Source organism: Marinobacter sp., assembly GCF_040882185.1.
Lineage (GTDB): Bacteria > Pseudomonadota > Gammaproteobacteria > Pseudomonadales > Oleiphilaceae > Marinobacter.
On the sequence record NZ_JBBEBW010000001.1, the window covers coordinates 133,291 to 152,218 of the forward strand.

Sequence of the window (18,928 nt, forward strand, 5' to 3'; positions counted from 1 at the left end):
ACAGCTTATTGTACTTCCGCATTCCCCAGCGCTTCTGCGGCACCCAAAAGACCGGTATAGGTCTCGATTACAAGAAACACGGGCGTAAACTCCATTAGCGGGCGCATACGTCCCTTATCCTCAAAACTGCTCTGGAAAGGACTATCAAGGAAAAAGTCGATAAATCGGGGCAGAATCCCCCCACACAGGTAAACACCTCCCAAGCTCCCAAGAGTCAAAGCTGCATTGCCAGCTACCCGACCAAGAATAGCGCAGAAGTGGCGCAACACCTGATGCGCCAGGGTGTCCGAACGCTCCAGTGCCGCTGCTGTGATTTTGTCCGGTGAATCCAGAGGCGCGGACACGCCCTGCAGTTCGGCGTGGGCCTGATAAAGATTGAGCAGGCCTTCACCCGAAAGAATACGCTCCACCGATACCCGACCGAAACGGGCATGGAGAATCTTCAGTATAGCGGCCTCAGTTTCGTCCGTCGGTGCAAAATCGACGTGTCCGCCCTCAGTCATCAATGGTGTCCATCCGTTGCGAATCGGCATCAGGCCCGATACGCCCAAGCCTGTACCAGGGCCGATAACCAACCTTGGACGATCAGGATTCCCGGGGCCGCCGCATATATGAATGAGTTTGTCCCTTTCCACGTGAGGGACCCCCAAAGCCATCGCGGTGAAGTCGTTGATCACCTTGAAGGCGCGCCAACCGAACTGCCGCTGAACGGCGCTGATATTAAAACGCCAGTGATTGTTGGTCATCCTGACCTGATCTTCGCGCACCGGGGACGCCACGGCAAAACAAGCTTCTCTCACAGATCCGACGCCCGCACGAGCGAGGTAATCAACGATGGCGTCATCAATGTTGGGGTAGTCAGCGCAGAGCAGAACTTCAATAGCCAATGGCCTGACGGCGCCCTCCTGGACCAATGCAAAGCGTGCATTGGTGCCGCCAATATCACCTACCAGAGCATAGTTTGCTGCTGTCATGCGTCGTGGTTCCAGAAAAAACTCGCGCCTTCTTCCGGGCTGCTCGCAGTCCGCCGCATCCATCCAAACATTTCACGGCCCAAACCGGTATGCGAGGCAGTCAGATCCACCTTCGCCTGTGGCCGCTGAGCCAGAACCTCATCCCCCAACGCGATGGTCAGTTGACCGGTATCCGCATCGACACAGATTATATCGCCATTGCAGACTCTCGACAGTGGGCCGCCATTGGCGGCTTCCGGATATACGTGAATAGCAGCCGGAACCTTGCCCGAGGCGCCGGACATACGACCATCCGTTACCAGTGCGACATGAAAACCGCGATCCTGTAACACGCCCAGGTACGGAGTGAGTTTGTGTAATTCCGGCATACCGTTGGCTTTCGGCCCCTGAAATCGAACCACAACGACACAATCTTTATCGAGCTCGCCAGCTTCAAACGCCGCCTTCAGGTCATTCTGCTCATCAAACACCACTGCCGGGGCTTCCACCCGATGATGCTCTTTTTTCACTGCAGACACTTTAATCACGCCTCGGCCAAGATTGCCGTCCAGTACTTTCATACCACCGTCGGGAGCAAAAGGGTCCGCCGCAGTACTCAATACAGAAGCATTGAGTGTTTCAGCGGCAGCTGGCGACCATACCAGTTTATTGTCCTGCAGCGATGGCATCCGGGTATATGCTTCCAGTCCACGGCCCATCACCGTCTCAACATCTTCGTGGAGATATCCCCCGGCAAGCAACTCGCGAATCAGGAAGGGTGTGCCGCCAGCCTCATGAAACGCGTTAATATCTTCCTCGCCGTTAGGATAGATACGAGTCATCGATGGTACTACTGACGAAAGTTCCGCGTAGTCGTTCCAGTCAATAATGATTCCCGCTGCCCTGGCAATGGCAACCCAGTGAATGGTGTGATTTGTGGAGCCGCCTGTGACCAACAGCGCCACCAGAGCATTTACGATACTTTTTTCATCCACCATATCCGCCAGCCCCAGGGTGCCTCCATTGGGTTTGGATAGCTTAACCACCCGTTCGGTTGCGGTCCGGGTCAGCTCGTCCCGAAGCGGCGTATTAGGATTGATAAAAGCGGCCCCCGGCAGGTGCAATCCCATAACCTCAACCAACAACTGGTTACTGTTCGCAGTGCCGTAGAAGGTGCAGGTACCCGGGCTGTGGTATGACTTGCTCTCTGCTTCAAGCAGCTCATCCTTACCTATCTCACCTTCGGCGTAGAGCTGGCGAACACGCTGTTTTTCCTTATTCGGCAGGCCCGACGGCATAGGGCCCGCCGGGATCAATATGGTCGGCAAATAACCAAAGCTCAGCGAACCTATCAATAGCCCCGGCACGATCTTGTCGCAGATGCCCAACAAAACCGTCGCATCAAACATGTTGTGGCTCATCGCTACCGCTGTACTCATGGCGATCACATCCCGGGAAAACAGACTGAGTTCCATGCCGGGCTGGCCCTGGGTCACACCGTCACACATTGCTGGCGTGCCCCCGGCAAATTGGGCAACGGACCCCATTCCATGGGCGGCTTCGCGAATCAGATCCGGAAAGCGCTCGTAGGGTTGATGGGCAGAGAGCATGTCGTTGTAAGCCGAAACAATCGCGACGTTGGCCTTGTTCATCAGCTTCAGGGTGTTCTTGTCGGCGCTGCCACAGGCCGCAAAACCGTGAGCCAGATTGCCACAGGACAGCACACCGCGCTGTGGAGAGGACTCTTTAAGGGCGTTCATTCGACCGAGATACTCCCGGCGGGTGCCTCGACTGCGCTCAATGATGCGCCGGGTGACCTTCTCAACTGTCGCGTGCATAGATTCTCTCCAACCATTGCCAATTTTTTGAAAGCAGGAAATTCAATAACTCACCTATTATGAATGTAATTTTACGTTCTTATTGTGTCTTTTTCACGATTAAAAGTTCATTAACTGAATTTTTATTGTTATATTTACTACATTCGAAAACGAACATAACAATAGAAAACCTACCGACAAATGGGGCACTCTCATGACTATTCGTATCGCAATCAATGGTTTTGGCCGCATCGGGCGCAATATACTTCGAGCACTTTACGAGAATAACTATCGCCAGAACATGCAAGTGGTGGCAATCAATGATCTGGGAGATGCCGAGACCAACGCTCACCTACTCAAATACGATAGTGTTCACGGCCGCTTTAACGCTGACGTAAGCCACGATGAAGAATCACTGTCCGTGAACGCAGACCGCATCGCGATTTCAGCCATCCGAAATCCTGAAGAGCTGCCCTGGAAAGACCATAATGTTGATGTGGTGATGGAATGTACCGGGCTGTTCACCAGCCGGGAGAGAGCTGGCGCTCACCTCACCGCCGGTGCTCGCAAGGTCATCATCTCCGCGCCCTCCGGGGATGCTGACGCCATGATCGTATACGGCGTAAACCACGACACCCTGACCGCCGACCACCAGGTTATTTCCAACGCTTCCTGTACCACCAACTGCCTGGCCCCAGTAGTGCAGGCCATACAGGAAACTGTCGGCATCGAAAGCGGATTAATGACCACCATCCACTCCTACACTAACGACCAAAAGCTAAGCGACGTTTACCATACTGATCTGTATCGTGCGCGTTCAGCCACCCAATCCATGATCCCCACCAAAACCGGTGCGGCGGCGGCAATTGGCATGGTGTTACCAGCATTGGCTGGCAAGCTTGACGGATTGGCAGTGCGGGTACCCACCATCAACGTATCGCTGGTAGATTTCAGCTTTATCGCTGGGCAGGACACCTCCGTTGAAGAGATCAACCGGATCGTCGAGGCGGCAGCCGTGGAGAATCCGGTTTTGGGCTACAACGATGAAAAACTGGTCAGTGTGGACTTCAACCATGATCCACTTTCCAGTATTTACGATGCCAATCACACCCGTGTCCTGGGCCGTCACGTGAAAGTCATGGCATGGTACGATAATGAATGGGGTTTCTCGAACCGCATGCTGGATAATGCTGCGGCCCTGATGAAAGTGAGTCGCTAAGCCGACATTTAACTCAGACACCAAATGTACTTACCCGGTTAATCAGTCAAACAAAGGAACAAACCATGCTCAGGCGCACCAAGATTGTCGCAACACTCGGCCCCGCAACCGATTCTCCAGAGTCATTGGCTGCCATCATCGCGGCTGGTGTTGACGTAACGCGACTGAACTTCTCCCATGGCAACGCTGATGAACATATCCAGCGTGCGAATCGGGTGCGGGAAGCCGCAGCGTCTCAAGGCCGTTTTGTCGCTATCATGGCCGATCTGCAAGGCCCGAAACTGCGGGTTGCCCGCTTTACAGACAACAAGGTGTCACTGAAACGCGGCCAGATATTTGTCCTGGATGCCGCCATGGATAAAGAAGCAGGCACTGACGAGCGGGTTGGCATTGATTACGAAGAACTGATCAACGACGTCAAGCCAGGCGATATCCTGGTACTGGATGACGGCCGTATTGAAATGGAAGTCGAGAACGTTGATGACCACAGCATCACCTCTCGTATCCTGATTGGCGGCCCCCTTTCCAATAACAAAGGCCTGAATAAGCGCGGCGGTGGCCTGTCGGCTGATGCGCTGACTGAAAAAGACAAGCAGGACATTGTCACTGCCGCAAAGCTTGGTGCGGACTACGTCGCTGTCTCTTTCGTGCGAACAGCCGACGATATGCATACCGCCCGGGCACTACTGAAAGAAGCTGGCTCCAGCGCAGGACTGGTAGCAAAGATTGAACGTGCTGAACTGGCCCACGATAACGATGCCCTTGATGCGGTCATTGAAGCCTCAGATGCCGTCATGGTTGCCAGAGGGGATCTTGCGGTAGAAATCGGTGACGCCGAACTCGTTGGCGTTCAGAAGAACATCATCAGCCGCGCACGCACCCTGAACAAAGTGGTGATTACGGCCACTCAGATGATGGAGTCCATGATCGAAAACCCGATGCCTACCCGCGCGGAAGTGTCTGATGTGGCCAATGCTGTGTTTGACTATACCGACGCTGTCATGTTGTCTGCAGAAACCGCCGTTGGTGACTATCCAGTGGAGGCAGTAGAAGCAATGGTGCGCATCTGTATCGGGGCGGAGCGACACCCTTCTACCCATACTTCTGGCCACCGGATGCATGAATCCATGGAACTGGTGGACGAAGCCATTGCGCTCTCAGCGATGTATGCAGCCAACCACCTGGATGGCGTAAAGGCCATCATCTGCATGACAGAAACCGGCGCTACGCCACTGCTGATGTCACGTATCAAATCAAGCTTGCCGATTTTTGCCTTTTCCCGGCACACCAAGACCCAGAACCGCGTCACCATGTACCGAGGTGTGCAGACCGTACCGTTTGACTCCCAGGCCTTGCCTAATGAAGAGATCAACGCCCTGGCCGTCGCAGAGCTTTTGAAGCGGGGTGTTGTAGAAGAAGGCGCGCTGGTAGTCATGACCAAGGGGGATTACGCCAACGCCCAAGGCGGCACTAACACCATGAAAATTGTCCGGATCGGGTCCCAGATTCGCTGACAGTCCGGTAAAGAAGCCTGCCGGCAGCTTTAGCCAAGCTGCTGGCGGTACTGTTTTCAGATATCGTTCAGGCTTCCCTTCACGATTTCGGAAATGGCACTCCAGTCGCTCGCATCAATCCTGTCTTTAGGCGTCAACCAGGTACCTCCGACCGCCGCCACATTATCCAGGGCCAGGTAATCCTTCGCAGTGTCACGACGAATACCTCCGGTCGGGCAAAACGTGACATCGGCAAACGGCCCTGAAAATGCCTTTAGCGCTTTAATACCGCCTGCGACTTCCGCCGGGAAAAACTTGAACTCCCGATACCCCATGGCATACCCCATCATCATTTCAGAAATGGTCGATATCCCCGGCAGTAGAGGCGCCTTTGTATTCAACCCATGGGCAAGAAGTTGCTCCGTCACACCCGGAGTAATGACAAATTGCGCACCGGCTGCTTCCGCCTCCCTGTACTGGCTGATCTGTGTCACAGTGCCAGCGCCCACCCAGACATCCGGTAGCGCCTTACGCAATTGTTTTATGGCGCCGAGGCCATGTTCCGAGCGCAATGTCACTTCGAGAATACGTATACCACCCTCAACCAAAGCTCTTCCAAGCGGAACAGCGTGATCGGGATGATGAACGGTGATGACAGGTACCAACGAACAGGCTGCAAGCATGGCCTGAACCTGATGACGGTGATGCATGGGTAGTTGGGACAGTTGGGACATGGCTTACGGGCTCCAGAACACAGAGATTGACTGGCGGAAAAACGCCCGCACTGGCATAGCTCGCACGTCATCGAGATTGCCGACGGCCTTTTTTAGCGTTTCCAATTTGTCATCGCCCTTGATATGCAGCGCTACAAAGCTGGCAGCTCTTAACGCGCTGAAGGTCAGCGAAACACGGCGTTGGGGCTGAGAGGCTGGCGTCAGAGCAATGCACTTTGCCGGGTTATCCGGACCAAGCGCCTCCAGAAGTTCAGGCGCATCCGGGAAGAATGAAGCGGTGTGGCCGTCGTTTCCCATTCCCAACACCACCACATCCAGCGGCCAGGTCATTCCCCCGAGGGCACTTTCACAAGCCCCCTGCCCTCGACTATCCAGGCTTCCAGCCTGCCTCAAACCAACAAAATTTGCCCGGGCAGCACCATTCTGCAACAGGTGCTGTTTCACCAGACGTTCATTGCTGTCAGGGGCCCGCTGATCCACCCAACGCTCGTCCACCAGAGTCACATCCACGCGTGCCCAATCGAGGGGCGCTACGCTCAATAACTCGAAGAAAGCTTTCGGCGTGCTTCCGCCCGACACCGCCAGACTGGCACGTTCACGTTTCGTTAAAGCCACGGTGAGGTGAGTCACCACCTCCCGGGTCAATTGTCCGGCCAGCAACATGGCGTCGCCCAAAAGTACCGGGCGTACACTCACAGGCCAGTTGACATCAGACATCCTCATACCAGCTCCGTCCATCCCGGGTGATCATGGCGATGGAAGCCACAGGGCCCCAGGTTCCAGAGGCGTAACGCTTTGGTGACGCCGCATGATCTTCCCAATTCGAGATTACCTGATCGACCCAGCGCCAGGCGTATTCGACTTCGTCACGCCGTACAAACAAATACTGGTTGCCTTTCATGATTTCCCAGAGCAAACGCTCATAGGCATCCGGAATACGTTGAGCGTTGAAAGCTTCCGAGAACGTGAGTTCCAGGGGGCCCTGACGTAAACGCATGCCTTTATCGAGGCCCTGATCCTTGGTGAGTATCTGGAGTGACATGCCTTCATCCGGCTGTAAGCGGATAATGAGCTTATTGTTTGCCAGGTGCTTCTGATCGGGATCAAAAATGTAATGTGGCGCGGGCTTGAAGTGGATAATGATCTGCGACAGTTTTTCGGGTAGACGCTTGCCGGTGCGTATATAAAACGGTACGCCGGACCAGCGCCAGTTGTGTATCTCCGCCTTCAGGGCGACAAAGGTTTCGGTAGAGCTTCCTTTGTAAGCATCCTCTTCTTCAAGATAACCCGGAACCGGCTTGCCATCGCTCGTGCCAGCGGTGTACTGCCCCCTTACCAGATGGGTTTCCATCAAGTCCTGGGTAATAGGCCGGAGCGCCTTGAGAACTTTCACCTTCTCGTCACGGATACTGTCAGCGGACAAGTCAGAGGGAGGGTCCATAGCAATCAGACAGAGCAGTTGCAGCAGATGGTTCTGGATCATGTCACGCATCTGACCGGCTTTGTCGAAATATCCCCAGCGCCCTTCAATGCCCACGCTTTCAGCAACCGTAATCTCCACATGAGAGATATGGTTCTGGTTCCACTGGGTCGCGAAAAGATTATTGGCGAACCTTAAAGCAATAAGATTCTGAACAGTCTCCTTGCCGAGGTAATGGTCAATACGGAATAACTGGTTTTCATTGAACACTTCCGCGAGCTGGTCATTGATAACCCTGGACGACTCCAGGTCATGGCCAATGGGTTTTTCCACCACCACCCGGGTTGATTCGTTGCAGCAACCGCCCGTTTTCAGATTACGAGCGATCATGCCGTAAAGCGAGGGTGGCGTCGCCATATAAACGATCAACTCGCCGCCGCCTCGCCGCCGCCACTCATTCAGGGGTGCGTAACCTGCTTCATCACCGAAGTCGAAACAGAGGTAATCGACCCGCTCGAGAAAGCCTGCCAGCACCTCCTCATCAAGCTCATCCTCGCGAACGTGTTGCCGGATCCGGGAGGCCAACCGCTTGCGGGCACCATCTGTATCGACCTCACTCCGCGCCAGCGCCAAAATGCGCGTCTCCCTGGCCAGCAAACGGGCACATTCCAGTTGATATAGCGCCGGAAACAGTTTGCGCTGGGCAAGGTCACCCAGCGCACCGAACATTATCAGGTCACAGCGGGTGCCAATCTGTTGGACCATACTTCATTCTCTCAAGTTGTAAAGTGACTCAAAGCTCTCCAGAGCCTTATCATGATGTTGTAATATTATGCAAATAATGCCAGTTTTTTCGGCATAATCCAAGAATAGATACCTAATTATGATATTTTTACTACCACTCAAAAGAAGAAAAACCGGTATAATCACGGCCTCAAGGACTCAATTGAAACCTGCGACAGGAGACCCGTATCTATGGCAACCACCCACTCCCATCAAGATGAAAATGTGCTGGAGGTGATTCAGGCCAGACTCGACAGCCTGAATAAATCCGAGCGCAAGGTTGCCGAAGCCATCCTGCAGGACCCCACCTCCGCAACTCGATACAGTATCGCAGCCCTGGCGCGGGCTGCCGATGTCAGTGAGCCCACAGTGAATCGGTTCTGTCGCAGCTTTTCCGCCACCGGATTTCCGGATTTCAAGATCCGCCTGGCTCAAAGCATAGCCACCGGCACACCCTACGTAGGCCAGAATATCGGTCCCGAGGACTCTGTCGCCGAGTTTGCCGATAAAATCGTACTCAGTACGATAGCCAGCCTGGATAAAGCCCGGCAAGCGCTCTCCTACAAAGCGCTGGCCAACGCCATTGACCATCTGATCCAGGCTAAACAAATCAACTTCTTCGGCATGGGCGGCTCTGCACCGGTAGCGCTGGATGCCCAGCACAAGTTTTTCCGATTCAACATCCCGGTCATGTCCTACGACGATGCCCTCATGCAGCGGATGGTCGCTGCAGGGAGCGGAACCGGCGACGTCATCGTGGTGATTTCATACACCGGGCGCACTCGCGAAATGATCGACATTGCGCAAATCGCCCGAGAAAACGGTGCCACAGTGATCGGTATCACTACGCCGGACTCTCCCCTGGCAGAAAAATGCACAGTGGTCCTTGGGGTTACCGCTCCAGAAGACACCGAAGTCTACATGCCTATGTCGTCCCGCATTATTCATCTGACCGTGATTGATGTGCTTGCGACGGGTGTCACACTTAAGCGGGGCACGGATTTCCACCAGCATCTGAAAAAAATCAAAGACAGTCTTAAGGCCACGCGCTTGCCAGATAAACCATAACGTCTTGAATTTAATAAGGAATTTATAAAATAAAAAAGCCGGGAAAGTGACGTTAATCACCTACCCGGCTTTTATGCAGTATTTGGGGATTAGGGGCGCTCAATATCCGCCCGGTCCCTCAAATATTGCTGATAGGCCAGATACTCGCGCTGAGCCTGCTGGTTTGCCAGGAACTGCTGCATCTGAGCCCGCTCTGCTTCATTTGCTTTACCATCGCCATCGGTAACACCGTCCAGCGCAATAATCACAGCGCTATCACTGCCTTCGGCCAAGCCATAGGTGACACCGTCTTCAGGCGGCCGCTCAAGAGTGAACGCACTGCGAAGAACGTCCGGTGCCAATGAACGATTACCTCGACCGGTTGCTTCATGGGTAGTCCAGTTGCCTGCTTCGAGACCGAGGTCTGCCAACGACTCACCATCCTGAAGCTTGGCGATGACATCCCTGGCACGTTCGGTCAAACGTTCGCGGACCTTCTGTTGCATCAATTGCTCGCGAATCTGATCGCGAACATCAGCCAGGTCCCGCTGGCCCTGGGGTTGATAACTCTTGACCCGAGCTACCACCGATTCGTTATTGCCGACATCGATAAGCTCTGTGTTGAATTTATCCTGCAGTACATCGCCGGAGAACAACTGCCGCACCAGGCCGGGATGCTCAAACGGGCCTTCACCGCCCTCCCGGGTCACACCTGCCTGTTCCTGAACCTCCAGTCCAAGCTCTTCGGCCGGACCGGTCAGATTACCTTCGGAATACGCCATATCAGCCAGTTCCGACCGCATTTCCGCATAACGCTTACCTGCGGCATCTTCAGCAAGCTCCCTGCGGAGCTCCTCTTCCATGGCCGCAAGCGGTGGCGCATCGGACTGACGAATGTCCACCAGCTTGATAATATGCGTGCCAAAGGACGTTTCAACGGGCTCCGACACCTCGCCGGTCTCAAGACTGAACAGTGCCTCTTCAAATGCACTGTCGAACATTCCCCTGCTGGCAAACCCGAGGTCGCCGCCATCCTTCGCCGACACGGTATCATCCGAATAACGCTTCGCCAGTGCCGCAAAATCCTCGCCCTCGCCCAGCTTTTCCTGAATCTCCGCCAACTGGTCAGCAGCGTCACCAGAGTCTTCGATCAGGACATGGGAGGCTCTGCGTTCTTCAGAGGCCATATCAGGCGCCCGACTCTCGTACAGGTCCGCTACTTGCTCATCACTAACCTGCTCACTTTCCGCAAGCTCGCTCAACGACAAGGTGACGTACTCAGCAACTACAGTTTCCGGTACGGTGAACCGGGAAGGGTTGTTCTGATAGAAAGCTTCAATCTCCTCTTCAGAGATGGTCACTTCAGAGCTCACGCTCCCGGCGTCCAGAGCCACGGTACGGAAGTCGCGAGTCTGATTTTGAAGGCGAAGCAGGTTATCAACGACCGCTGGTGCAACAACACCGCTTTGGGTGAGGCCACTGCGAATCTGATTGATCACCAGCTGGTTGCGCATAGCTCTACGGAACTCGCCCACACCCATGCCCATGTTCCGGACAACCATTACGAACCGGTCGCTATCGAACTGTCCATCAACCTGAAATTGTGGCATCTGGGTTATCAGACGATCTATGTCCTCGTCTGCCAGCTCAAGTCCTTGCGCAGCCGCATCCTGACTCATGATCTCTTCGCGAACAAGGGCCTCCAGCACTTCGGTGCGGATCCTGTCATCGTCGAGCAACGCGGGATCAGGGCTGTCCATATCTGAGAGACGCCGCTGGCGCTCCATCTGAACAACTCGGAGAAATTCCCGCTCGGTTATGTCTTCGCCGTTAACGGTAGCCACCTCGGGCTCTCCGGAGAAACCACCGATAATGGCATCCATCCCCCAAATGGAAAGTGACACTATCAATAGCCCTATGATGATCTTGGCTATGGTGCCCTGGGCATTTTCACGGATATCTTGCAGCATATATCTCGACTCGCTGAACGTAAAAAGGCGCACCCGGATGGAATGCGCCTCGAATTCGTAGGAAGTAACCCCGCCGTTAATAAGCTGGCTCAGATGTGCTCTGCGCCAACAGAAGACCCGAGGGGATTACTTCAGCAGCACCCGTATACTGGGTACCGCCTTTCGAAAGAGACCGTTACTTAACGGCGTCCTTCAGAGCTTTACCTGCTTTGAAACCAGGTACTTTAGAGGCAGGAATCTTGATTTCTGCGCCAGTTTGCGGGTTACGACCGGTGCGGGCTGCACGCTCTTTGACCGCAAAAGTACCAAAACCAATCAGGGTGACCTGATCGCCTTTTTTCAGGGCTCCCGTGACGGAGCCAATCATCGCATCAAGTGCGCGACCGGCATTGGCCTTGGAAAGATCTGCTGACTCTGCAATTGCATCGATAAGTTCGGACTTGTTCACACTAAACCCCTTCGATTTCAGGTTGAAGATGTTGTAGGTTGGTTTTTTTTCTCGGACGTTCTCGACTATCGCATAAGCGGTCAGAGAATTCCATTCTACGGTTTTCTTATTCCTTTCGGCATTAAACCGGCTTTCGGAATACGTACACTTTGCGCGGGAGCCATTGGTATTGGCTGCTTCACGGCGAAACAGTTATACCAATGGCTTCTCTCGCCTGTCAACAACACAAACGGTCTTTAATGTGTATTTATGCGTTCTGCACCTTCTCCGTCGTCCTCTCGCGTCTTCCCTGATACCTCTTCTGCCTCGGATTTTTCGGTGTTGGGGGCGGGTGGATATTCGAGGGCAGCGTCGAGAACTTCGTCTATCCACTTGGCTGGAATGATTTCAAGAGATTGCTTTATGTTGTCTGGTATCTCCTTGAGATCTCTAACATTCTCGCTCGGGATAATCACTCGTTTAATACCGCCGCGATGGGCTGCAAGAAGCTTTTCCTTGAGGCCGCCAATTGCCAGCACCTGGCCTCTCAGCGTTATCTCACCGGTCATCGCAACATCTGCCCGCACGGGAATTTTCGTCAGTGCAGAGACCAGTGCTGTACACATGCCAATACCAGCACTCGGCCCATCTTTTGGCGTGGCACCTTCAGGAACATGAACATGGAGATCGAATTTTTCATGGAAATCCTCGGAAATTCCCAGGCCAGGCGCACGACTTCTGACAACCGTCAGGGCTGCCTGAATGGATTCCTGCATCACATCGCCCAAAGAGCCTGTTTTTACCACTCGACCTTTACCCTTGGTCAGGGCACATTCGATGGTCAACAGCTCGCCACCCACCTGGGTCCAGGCCAAGCCCGTTACCTGACCGATCTGGTTTTTCTCTTCGGCCAGACCGAAACTCACCTTGCGAACGCCTGAGTAGTCCTCAAGCAATTCAGGTGTAAGCACCAGAGAGGTTTTTTCGCCACTCTCCACGTGCTCCCTGACGACCTTGCGGCAGAACTTGGCAATTTCACGCTCAAGCCCCCTGACCCCGGCTTCACGGGTGTAGTAGCGGATAAGGTCACGAAGGGTCTCCTCGGGTACTTCGAGTTCCTTCCTGGCCAAACCATTCGCCTTTATCTGCTTGGGCAGCAGATACTTCATGGCGATATTGACCTTCTCGTCTTCGGTATAACCGGGGATGCGGATGATCTCCATCCGGTCGAGCAACGCCGAAGGAATATCCATCGAGTTAGAGGTACACACAAACATAACGTCCGAAAGATCGTAGTCGACCTCGAGGTAATGATCGTTAAACGTGTGGTTCTGCTCCGGATCCAGTACTTCCAGCAAGGCGGAAGCCGGGTCACCGCGATGGTCCATGCCCATCTTGTCGATTTCATCGAACAGGAACAGTGGGTTCTTCACACCCACCTTGGAAAGCTTCTGAAGCAGCTTGCCGGGCAGCGCCCCGATATAGGTCTTGCGATGGCCCCTGATTTCCGCTTCATCGCGCACGCCACCCAATGCCATACGGGTGTATTTGCGATTGGTGGCGCGGGCAATGGATTGGCCAAGCGAGGTTTTACCAACCCCTGGAGGACCTACCAGACACAGCACAGGCCCCTTGATCTTCTTGACTCGACTCTGCACTGCCAGATACTCAAGAATACGCTTCTTGACCTCGTCCAGACCGTAGTGGTCTTCATCAAGTATCGCCCGGGCTTTTTCAATATCATGACGAACGCGGCTACGTTTTTTCCAGGGTACTGACAGCATCCAGTCAATATACCCCCGCACCACAGTTGCTTCCGCCGACATCGGTGACATCATCTTGAGTTTGTTAAGCTCCACTTCAGTCTTTTTGCGCGCTTCCTCAGGCAAGCCAGCTTCTTCAAGCCTCTGCTCCAGTTCCTCAAAGTCGTTGTTGCCCTCGCCCATGTTGCCCATCTCTTTCTGGATGGCCTTCATTTGCTCATTGAGGTAGTACTCTCGCTGACTGCGCTCCATCTGTTTTTTGACTCGGCCACGAATGCGCTTCTCGACTTCGATCAGATCAATCTCACCATCGAGTTTGCCGAGCAACAGATCAACTCGTTTCCTGACGTCCAACGCTTCAAGAAGCTCCTGCTTTTCCGGGATCCTAAGCTCCAGATGCGCCGCCATGGTGTCCGCCAAACGCTCGAGATCGTCAATACCTGTAAGCGCATTGGAAACTTCAGAAGGTACTTTCTTGGACAACTTGACGTATTTTTCAAACTCACCCATCAGTGTTTTGATCAGAATGTCTTCTTCACGCTCCGGCAAAGAATCCTCATCCATCAAAACCGCACGACCGGTCAGGTAGTCACCTTCAGCTATGGACTCTACATTAGCCCTCGCATTGCCTTCGACCAGCACCTTGACCGTGCCGTCCGGCAGACGGAGCATTTGCAATACCGTGGCCAGCGTACCCATATTGAACACGTCCTTCGGGCCTGGCTCGTCTGTGCCAGCATCGCGCTGGGCAACCAACAGGATTTCCTTGCTCCCCTCCATCGCGGCTTCGAGCGCTTGAATGGACCTGTCACGTCCCACAAAGAGGGGGACCACCATGTGAGGGAACACCACCACGTCGCGAAGCGGAAGCATGGGGTATTCTTTTAAAGACTCTTCGGGTATCAGGGTCATAAGGAATCCTCTGATGACAGTTTAATTCAGCATAACACCCTTCATTGGGGCGCCAGGGGAAATTACAAACTTTTTACACCACTCTTTAAAGGTCGTTATAAACTCGTGGTTATGCAGTTACTTTGTGTGATTAAACGCAAAACAAAAAAAGGGCGTTGCCGCCCTTTTTAATCTGTACCTGCACCTTTAAAGTAAAAGACAGAGCTGCCCTCAATCTTCAGGCACCACCTTTGCGTGGTCTTTGTTGTCGTAGATCTTGAAAGGTTCAGAATCACCACTGATTACGCTTTCATCAATCACGACTTTGGAAACATCATGCTCAGAAGGAATCTGATACATGGTATCGAGCAGCGTTGCCTCCATAATAGAACGCAACCCTCGAGCACCGGTTTTCCTTATCATCGCTTTCCGGGCTACAGCCCGCAACGCATCTTCCCGGAAATCCAATTCGACGCCTTCCATATCGAACAGTTTCTGGTACTGCTTGGTCAGGGCGTTCTTCGGTTCGGTCAGTATCTGAACAAGCGCCGCCTCATCCAGTTCGGTCAACGTCGCCACTACCGGTAGGCGTCCTACGAACTCAGGAATCAACCCATATTTGACCAGATCTTCTGTCTCGACATCCTTGATGATCTCACCGGTATTCTTGCGATCATCCTGGCTAACGACAGAGGCAGAAAATCCAATACTGCTGCGTTCAGACCGTTCTTGAATAACTTTATCGAGTCCAGCAAATGCGCCGCCGCAAATAAACAGAATATTCCCTGTATCGACCTGCAAAAACTCCTGCTGCGGATGCTTACGACCACCCTGAGGGGGTACTGATGCAACGGTGCCTTCGATCAACTTCAGAAGCGCTTGCTGAACACCCTCACCCGAAACATCACGTGTAATCGAGGGGTTATCTGACTTACGGGAGATTTTGTCAATTTCGTCGATATACACAATGCCACGCTGGGCCTTGTCGACATCGTAATCACACTTCTGCAGCAGCTTCTGGATGATATTTTCAACATCCTCGCCAACATAGCCAGCTTCGGTCAACGTCGTCGCGTCAGCAATGGTAAACGGTACATTAAGCATGCGTGCCAGGGTTTCTGCGAGCAAGGTCTTACCGCTACCGGTCGGACCGATCAGCAGAATATTACTCTTGCCAAGCTCGACCTCCGCTTTGCCTTCACCGTAACGAAGACGCTTGTAATGATTGTAAACCGCCACCGAGAGCACGACTTTGGCTCGATCCTGTCCAATAACGTACTCATTGAGTGTTTCACGGATTTCAGCCGGCGTGGGAAGGCGATCTCCGGTCTCTTCCTGAGCACTTTCCTGAATTTCTTCACGAATAATGTCATTGCACAGGTCGACACACTCATCGCAGATGAACACCGAGGGCCCGGCTATGAGCTTTCGGACTTCATGCTGGCTCTTTCCACAAAACGAGCAGTACAGCAACTTGCCGTTATCGTCGCTTCTGCCGTTTCTTTCATCTGCCATTGAAATACCTCTATCTTTGTTTGCCAACCCAATTATCATTTTACGTTGGCAAAAGGTGTAGCGATCAAATCCAGTATTATTTATTCGATACGCGCTTATCAAGTACCGAATCAATCAGGCCGTACTCTTTCGCCTGTTCAGGATCCATAAAACGGTCACGATCTGTATCGCGGGCGATGGTCTCAAGGTCCTGCCCGGTGTGATGCGCAAGAATCGTATTCAGTTGAGTTCGAATCTTGAGTATCTCGCGGGTATGAATCTCAATGTCCGTTGCCTGCCCCTGATAACCACCAAGAGGCTGGTGGATCATTACCCGCGAATTCGGCAGACAGGAGCGCTTACCCGCCGCGCCGCCAGCCAGCAGAAAGGCACCCATGCTGGCTGCCTGCCCCACACACAACGTAGCGACATCAGGCTTTATAAACTGCATGGTGTCGTAAATCGACATCCCTGCAGTAACCGAGCCACCCGGGCTGTTGATATAAAGATGGATGTCTTTATCAGGATTCTCTGATTCGAGAAACAACATCTGGGCCACAATCAGGTTGGCCATGTGGTCTTCAACCTGGCCAACCATGAAGATCACCCGCTCCTTGAGCAAACGGGAGTAAATATCGAACGAACGCTCACCACGGGCGGTCTGTTCAATGACAATCGGAACAAGTGCCGCGCTGGGATCCATAGCGGAACCATAAATAGGTTTTTGCGTCATGATGCGCCTGAACTCCTTCTGGACATTTAACAGCCGTCGAGGCTGTGAACATAGTCAATTTGCAGCCGCTACTTTGCCAGCAAGTGGCCGAGATGAAAACAGCCGGACATGCCGGCTGCTTTCTGTCTGCTCCCTATTTCCAACCTTGAGGCTTGAAAAGGGCTTAGCGCTGCTGTTGAGCGGCCTGCACTGCTTCTTCGTATTTAACCTTCTTTTCCTTCACTTTGGCCTGGGTGAGCACAAAATCTACCACTGCGTCTTCCAGTACAGCAGACTCGATCTGCGCCTTTTGCTGGGGATCGCTATTGAAATGTGCAATCACCTCTTCAGGCTGTTCATACGTTGAAGCAATTTCCTGAATCTTTTCGTCTACCTGTTCAGGTGCTGCTTTCAAATCATTCTTCTTGACCAGCTCCTGGAACAGAAGACCGGTTTTGACTCGACGTTGAGCCTGATCGGTGAACAGTTCCGCTGGCAGTTGCTTGGGATCCATCTGACCACCAAAACGCTGAACCGCGTCCTGACGAAGACGATCAATCTCCTGGTCAACCAGAGCCTGAGGTACATCAAGCTCGGTCACTGCCAGCAAACCGTCAACCAAGTCGTTTTTAACCTTGGTGGACACCGCCTGCTTGAGCTCACGGGCCATATTCTTTTTCACTTCTTCACGAAAAGCAGTTTCGTCTTCAGCTTCGATTCCGAATTTGGTGAAAAATTCCCGATCCAGCTCAGGCAGGATCGGTTCTTCAACTTCGTTAATCTTGATTTCGAACTTGGCAGCTTTACCGGCCAACTCCTCGTTCTGATAATCTTCCGGGAAGGTTACCTCGATTTCCAACTCTTCACCGGCTTTGCCCCCGATTATGCCGTCTTCAAAACCGGGAATCATCTGACCAGAGCCCAAAGTCAATTTGTGACCCTCGGCGGAGCCGCCTTCGAAGGCTTCGCCGTCAATCAGACCTTTGAAGTCAATGTTGACGATATCTTTCTTCTTTGACTTTCGCTTGACCGACTTCATGGTTGCCTGCTGACGCCGCAGGTTATCAATCATGTTATCAATATCTTTCTCTGTAATGTCGGCAGTGAGTTTTTCAACCTCAACCTTGCTCAGATCACCCAGCTCAATCTCTGGAAGCACTTCAAACACGGCAATGAATTCAAGATCCTTGCCCGCTTCCATGGTCTTCGGTTCAAATCTTGGCCAGCCTGCTGGAGAAATATCCTGCTCTTCCAGCGCCTTCACGTAGCTTTCACGCATCACTTCACTGACAATTTCCTGGCGAACACCGTCTCCAAAACGACGCTTCACCACACTCATTGGTACTTTGCCCGGACGAAAGCCGTTCATTTTAACGGTGCGCGCGGTGTGCTGGAGGCGCTTTTCAACCGCCTGATCGATTTCCTGAGCGGGCACACCAATCGTCATTCGACGTTCGATGTTAGACGTCGTTTCAACAGACACTTGCATGAAAGATCCTCAAATTGCCGGTTCACTAAAATGAATGAGTTGCGAAGGAGCGCGCCGTAAAAATGGAGCAGACGCAGAACTCGCGAAAATCAAAAGCGGTAGTTTACCACGGTTTCCGGTACAGAGAGAATCACCAAGCTCCGATCATTAAGGGTAATACGAGGAAACAAATACGGAGAAATGTAAAAATAAAGTTGCGGGCATAAAAAAACCCCTCAAATATCAGGGGTTTTTAATGTGGTACTCCGGGAGGGACTTGAACCCCCACACCTTGCGGCAGTAGGACCTAAACCTACCGTGTCTACCAATTCCACCACCGGAGCTTATAACCAGAATTCTACTGTGCCCGTAAAAGGTCTTGCAAGAGCGGAAATCAAAGCAGAAAAGTTGGGGTGGACGAAGGGGATCGAACCCTCGACCGCAGGAGTCACAATCCTGAGCTCTACCAACTGAGCTACGCCCACCACATCAATTACCTGCAGAGCACGCCGGGCGTGTCTAAAGCAATACCTTCAATACCTTAATGCCAGTAGATTATCCCACTGACCCGCGAACCTCTCGATCCACATCTTAACTTTGCCTGAGACTGGGACGCTAAGATCTGACCTGGCCGACGGCATATGGTGCGCCCGGCAGGACTCGAACCTGCGACCCACGGCTTAGAAGGCCGTTGCTCTATCCAGCTGAGCTACGAGCGCTTAACCTTTCGCTCACCT

Annotated in this window: 14 protein-coding genes and 3 tRNA genes; 3 read left to right on the forward strand and 14 right to left on the reverse strand. The window is 53.0% G+C overall.

The window, feature by feature from the left end; translation table 11 throughout:
• Nucleotides 1–5 precede the first annotated feature (5 nt).
• A complete protein-coding gene (locus WEB64_RS00665) occupies nt 6–974 on the reverse strand; it encodes a glucokinase (protein ID WP_368058377.1) in 969 nt (322 codons plus the stop codon).
• Complete coding sequence (gene edd, locus WEB64_RS00670; RefSeq protein WP_368058379.1) at nt 971–2,791, reverse strand: phosphogluconate dehydratase; 1,821 nt, start codon at nt 2,789–2,791, stop codon at nt 971–973. Before edd ends, WEB64_RS00665 begins: the two co-directional genes overlap by 4 nt.
• A 193-nt stretch (nt 2,792–2,984) precedes the next feature.
• On the opposite strand from edd, the gene gap reads away from it, so the two are divergent.
• Nucleotides 2,985–3,989, forward strand: a complete 1,005-nt coding sequence (gap, locus tag WEB64_RS00675) for a type I glyceraldehyde-3-phosphate dehydrogenase (protein WP_368058381.1) — start codon at nt 2,985–2,987, stop codon at nt 3,987–3,989.
• 65 nt (nt 3,990–4,054) lie between these two features.
• On the forward strand, nt 4,055–5,503 hold the full coding sequence (pyk, locus tag WEB64_RS00680; protein ID WP_368058383.1) for a pyruvate kinase: 1,449 nt from the start codon (nt 4,055–4,057) through the stop codon (nt 5,501–5,503).
• A gap of 56 nt (nt 5,504–5,559) precedes the next feature.
• Here the strand turns inward: pyk and WEB64_RS00685 are convergent, their stop codons facing one another.
• Genes WEB64_RS00685 through zwf form a run of 3 tightly spaced genes read right to left on the reverse strand, consistent with a single transcriptional unit; the run spans nt 5,560 to nt 8,401 of the window.
• A complete protein-coding gene (locus WEB64_RS00685; protein WP_368058385.1) occupies nt 5,560–6,216 on the reverse strand; it encodes a bifunctional 4-hydroxy-2-oxoglutarate aldolase/2-dehydro-3-deoxy-phosphogluconate aldolase in 657 nt (218 codons plus the stop codon).
• 3 nt (nt 6,217–6,219) lie between these two features.
• Nucleotides 6,220–6,939: a 6-phosphogluconolactonase gene (pgl, locus tag WEB64_RS00690; RefSeq protein WP_368065502.1), complete on the reverse strand. Its 720-nt coding sequence runs from the start codon at nt 6,937–6,939 to the stop codon at nt 6,220–6,222.
• Nucleotides 6,926–8,401: a glucose-6-phosphate dehydrogenase gene (gene zwf / locus WEB64_RS00695; protein ID WP_368058389.1), complete on the reverse strand. Its 1,476-nt coding sequence runs from the start codon at nt 8,399–8,401 to the stop codon at nt 6,926–6,928. Before zwf ends, pgl begins: the two co-directional genes overlap by 14 nt.
• A gap of 210 nt (nt 8,402–8,611) precedes the next feature.
• On the opposite strand from zwf, the gene WEB64_RS00700 reads away from it, so the two are divergent.
• The gene (locus WEB64_RS00700) at nt 8,612–9,487 is read left to right on the forward strand and encodes a MurR/RpiR family transcriptional regulator (RefSeq protein ID WP_368058391.1); all 876 of its coding nucleotides are present in this window, start codon (nt 8,612–8,614) and stop codon (nt 9,485–9,487) included.
• A gap of 89 nt (nt 9,488–9,576) precedes the next feature.
• Here WEB64_RS00700 and WEB64_RS00705 read toward each other — a convergent pair whose 3' ends face one another.
• The 9 genes from WEB64_RS00705 to WEB64_RS00745 all read right to left on the reverse strand — a co-directional run bounded on the left by WEB64_RS00705 (nt 9,577) and on the right by WEB64_RS00745 (nt 18,910).
• The gene (locus WEB64_RS00705; RefSeq protein WP_368058393.1) at nt 9,577–11,436 is read right to left on the reverse strand and encodes a SurA N-terminal domain-containing protein; all 1,860 of its coding nucleotides are present in this window, start codon (nt 11,434–11,436) and stop codon (nt 9,577–9,579) included.
• Between the two features lie 175 nt (nt 11,437–11,611).
• Nucleotides 11,612–11,884, reverse strand: a complete 273-nt coding sequence (locus WEB64_RS00710) for an HU family DNA-binding protein (RefSeq protein ID WP_368058395.1) — start codon at nt 11,882–11,884, stop codon at nt 11,612–11,614.
• Between the two features lie 236 nt (nt 11,885–12,120).
• Nucleotides 12,121–14,538: an endopeptidase La gene (gene lon / locus WEB64_RS00715; protein ID WP_368057829.1), complete on the reverse strand. Its 2,418-nt coding sequence runs from the start codon at nt 14,536–14,538 to the stop codon at nt 12,121–12,123.
• Nucleotides 14,539–14,748: 210 nt separating this feature from the next.
• On the reverse strand, nt 14,749–16,032 hold the full coding sequence (clpX, locus tag WEB64_RS00720) for an ATP-dependent Clp protease ATP-binding subunit ClpX (RefSeq protein ID WP_368057831.1): 1,284 nt from the start codon (nt 16,030–16,032) through the stop codon (nt 14,749–14,751).
• A gap of 76 nt (nt 16,033–16,108) precedes the next feature.
• Nucleotides 16,109–16,744 carry an ATP-dependent Clp endopeptidase proteolytic subunit ClpP gene (clpP, locus tag WEB64_RS00725; protein ID WP_368057833.1) on the reverse strand — a complete coding sequence of 212 codons (636 nt, stop codon included), beginning with the start codon at nt 16,742–16,744 and terminating at the stop codon, nt 16,109–16,111.
• 163 nt (nt 16,745–16,907) lie between these two features.
• Complete coding sequence (gene tig, locus WEB64_RS00730; protein WP_368057835.1) at nt 16,908–18,212, reverse strand: trigger factor; 1,305 nt, start codon at nt 18,210–18,212, stop codon at nt 16,908–16,910.
• A gap of 238 nt (nt 18,213–18,450) precedes the next feature.
• Nucleotides 18,451–18,535: transfer RNA gene (locus tag WEB64_RS00735), tRNA-Leu, on the reverse strand.
• 65 nt (nt 18,536–18,600) lie between these two features.
• Nucleotides 18,601–18,676 (reverse strand) — tRNA-His (locus tag WEB64_RS00740).
• Nucleotides 18,677–18,833: 157 nt separating this feature from the next.
• Nucleotides 18,834–18,910, reverse strand: a tRNA-Arg gene (locus WEB64_RS00745).
• Nucleotides 18,911–18,928: the final 18 nt, after the last annotated feature.